Genomic DNA, 2,530 nt, shown 5'->3' with positions numbered 1-2,530 from the left:
GTGGAAGGGGGTTCCTTGGAAGGGGGGTTCCTTGGACGGGAGAGCAGCGGATCAGATGATGCCGAAGACGATGCCCGCTCCGAGGATCAACAGGCAGGTGAGCGCGGCCCACTTGACGACGAACTTCGTGTGGTCGCCGAACTCCACCTTGGCCATGCCGACCAGGACGTAGACGGCCGGGACGAGCGGGCTCGACATGTGCAGCGGCTGGCCGACGAGGGAGGCGCGGGCCATCTCCAGCGGGGACACGCCGTGCGCCGCGCCGGCCTCGGCGAGGACCGGGAGGACACCGAAGTAGAAGCCGTCGTTGGACATGAAGTAGGTGAGCGGGAGGCTCAAGATGCCGGTGACGAGCGCCATGTGCGGGCCCATGCCCTCGGGGATGACGTCCACCATCCAGCGGGCCATGTGGTCGACCATGCCGGTGCCCTGGAGGACGCCGGTGAAGACGGCGGCGGCGAAGACCATGCCGGAGACGTTCAGGACGTTGTCGGCGTGGGCGGCCAGGCGGGCCTTCTGGTCGGGGATGTGCGGGAAGTTCACGGTGAGCGCGAGCGCGGCGCCGAGCAGGAACAGCACCGGGATCGGCAGCCACTCCATGATCATGGCGGTGAGCAGGGTGGCGGTGAGCAGCGCGTTGAACCAGTACAGCTTGGGGCGCAGGGTGGGCCGGCTGGGGTCGAGGACCTGGAAGCGCTGCGCGTCGCCGGCCTCGTCGTCCTCGGCGTCGGTGCCGGAGCCGGACCCGCCGGTGGCCGTCGCGGCCTTGCTCGGGCCGGAGGCGCCGGAACCGGCGCCGACCAGGACGGTCTCGGTCTCCTCGACCTTCTCGTCGACCAGGACCTCGTTCAGCGTGAGCACGCCGAGCCGCTTGCGCTCGCGCATGCCGAGGACGTACGAGAGGACGAAGACGCCCAGCAGGCCGACGGCGAGGGCCGGGATCATCGGGACGAAGATGTCGCTGGCGTCGAGCTTCAGCGCGGTGGCCGCGCGGGCCGTCGGACCGCCCCAGGGCAGCGTGTTCATCACGCCGTTGGCCATGGCGGCGACACCGGTCATCACGACCAGGCTCATCTTCAGGCGCTTGTACAGCGGGTACATCGCCGAGACGGTGATCATGAAGGTGGTCGAGCCGTCGCCGTCCAGCGAGACGATCGCCGCGAGGATCGCCGTACCGACGACGATCCGCATCGGGTCGGCCTTCGCGAACTTCAGGATCCCGCGCACGATCGGGTCGAAGAGGCCGACGTCGATCATCACACCGAAGTAGACGATCGCGAACATGAGCATCGCCGCGGTGGGGGCGAGGCTGGTGACGCCGTCGATGACGTAGTCACCGAGCTTGGCGCCCTTCCCGACGAAGACGCAGAACAGGGCCGGGATCAGTACGAGCGCCGCGATCGGCGACATCTTCTTCATCATGATCAGGACCAGGAAGGTCGCGATCATGGCGAAGCCGAGGATGGTCAGCATGAGTGGATACCTAACGTTCGCCCTTGAACTCCCACCGGAGTCGGCAGTGCGTTGACGTTAGGGCCCGTCAAGTGGCGTTAACAAGACGTTGACATGCGAGCAATAAGCGCAAAACTGCTGGTCACAGCTTTGCGCTGCTCACAGCGTCGCCACGGCGGCCAGTTTTACGGGTACGCCGTTGAGGACCGCGTTGCCCGAGAGAGGGTCGAGCAGGCTGCCGTCGAGGAGCTGGTTGACGTTGACGCCGGGGTTCTTGGCGGCGTGGCCGAGCCGGGTGCCGGGCCGGTCGTGGCCCCAGCCGTGCGGCAGGCTGACCACGCCGGGGCGCACGCCGTCGGTGACCTCGGCCTCGGTGACCACCTCTCCCCCGGCACCCTTGACCCGGACCGCGGAGCCGTCCTTCAGGCCCAGCCGCTCGGCGTCCTCGGGGTGGATGTGCAGGGTGCAGCGGTTGGTGCCGCCGGTGAGGGCGGGGACGTTGTGCATCCAGCTGTTGTTGGAACGCAGGTGCCGTCGGCCGACGAGGACGAGTCCCTCGGCCCTGTGCCGCAGGGCCTCGCGCAGCCGGGGCAGGTCGTCGGCGATCGGCCCCGGGAGCAGTTCGACCTTGCCGCTCGTGGTCTTCAGCGGCTGCGGCAGCCGGGACTCCAGCGGTCCGAGGTCGATGCCGTGCGGATGCGCGAGCAGCTTGGTGAGGCTCAGCCCGTCGGGTCGTACGCCGAAACCGTCGCCGTAAGGGCCGAGGCGCAGCATCATGTCGAGCCGCCGCTCGGGGCCGGTGTCCCCCTTCAGGAGTGCGGCCAGCTCGTGCGGCTCGCGGCCGTGCACGGGCGAGTGCGGTTCCTTGACCGACTTGCCGAGAGTCTGTCCGATGACCAGGTCGTCCACGGCGGACGGGTCGGCGCCGTGCATGCCGGTCGCGGCGAGGACCAGGCGGGCGAGGATCTCGGTCTCCGCCATCCGGCCGGGCTCCAGCGGGACGGCGGGGCGGGTGTAGCGGACCTGGTTGCGCACGGCGAGGGTGTTGAAGGCGAAGTCGTGGTGCGGGCTCTGGGAG

The 2,530-nt window shown here is 69.1% G+C and carries 2 protein-coding genes; both read right to left on the bottom strand.

Annotated elements, in window-relative coordinates:
* Positions 1-51: 51 nt before the first annotated feature.
* Positions 52-1,473: a CitMHS family transporter gene (locus EHS43_RS42390; protein WP_125195790.1), complete on the bottom strand. Its 1,422-nt coding sequence runs from the start codon at positions 1,471-1,473 to the stop codon at positions 52-54.
* A 138-nt stretch (positions 1,474-1,611) separates the two neighbouring features.
* On the bottom strand, positions 1,612-2,530 hold a 919-nt coding region (locus EHS43_RS42385; RefSeq protein ID WP_221740818.1), incomplete at its 5' end, for a molybdopterin oxidoreductase family protein.

The sequence above is a fragment of the Streptomyces sp. RP5T genome, assembly GCF_003933965.1.
GTDB lineage: Bacteria > Actinomycetota > Actinomycetes > Streptomycetales > Streptomycetaceae > Streptomyces.
The sequence above is the reverse complement of the archived record's forward strand: the minus strand, read 5'-3'. Positions and strand labels throughout refer to the sequence as shown.

What these genes read in the sequence shown, in the direction of transcription:
- EHS43_RS42390 (WP_125195790.1), bottom strand. Translation starts at nt 1,473, where the DNA reads ATGCTGACCATCCTCGGCTTCGCCATGATCGCGACCTTCCTGGTCCTG.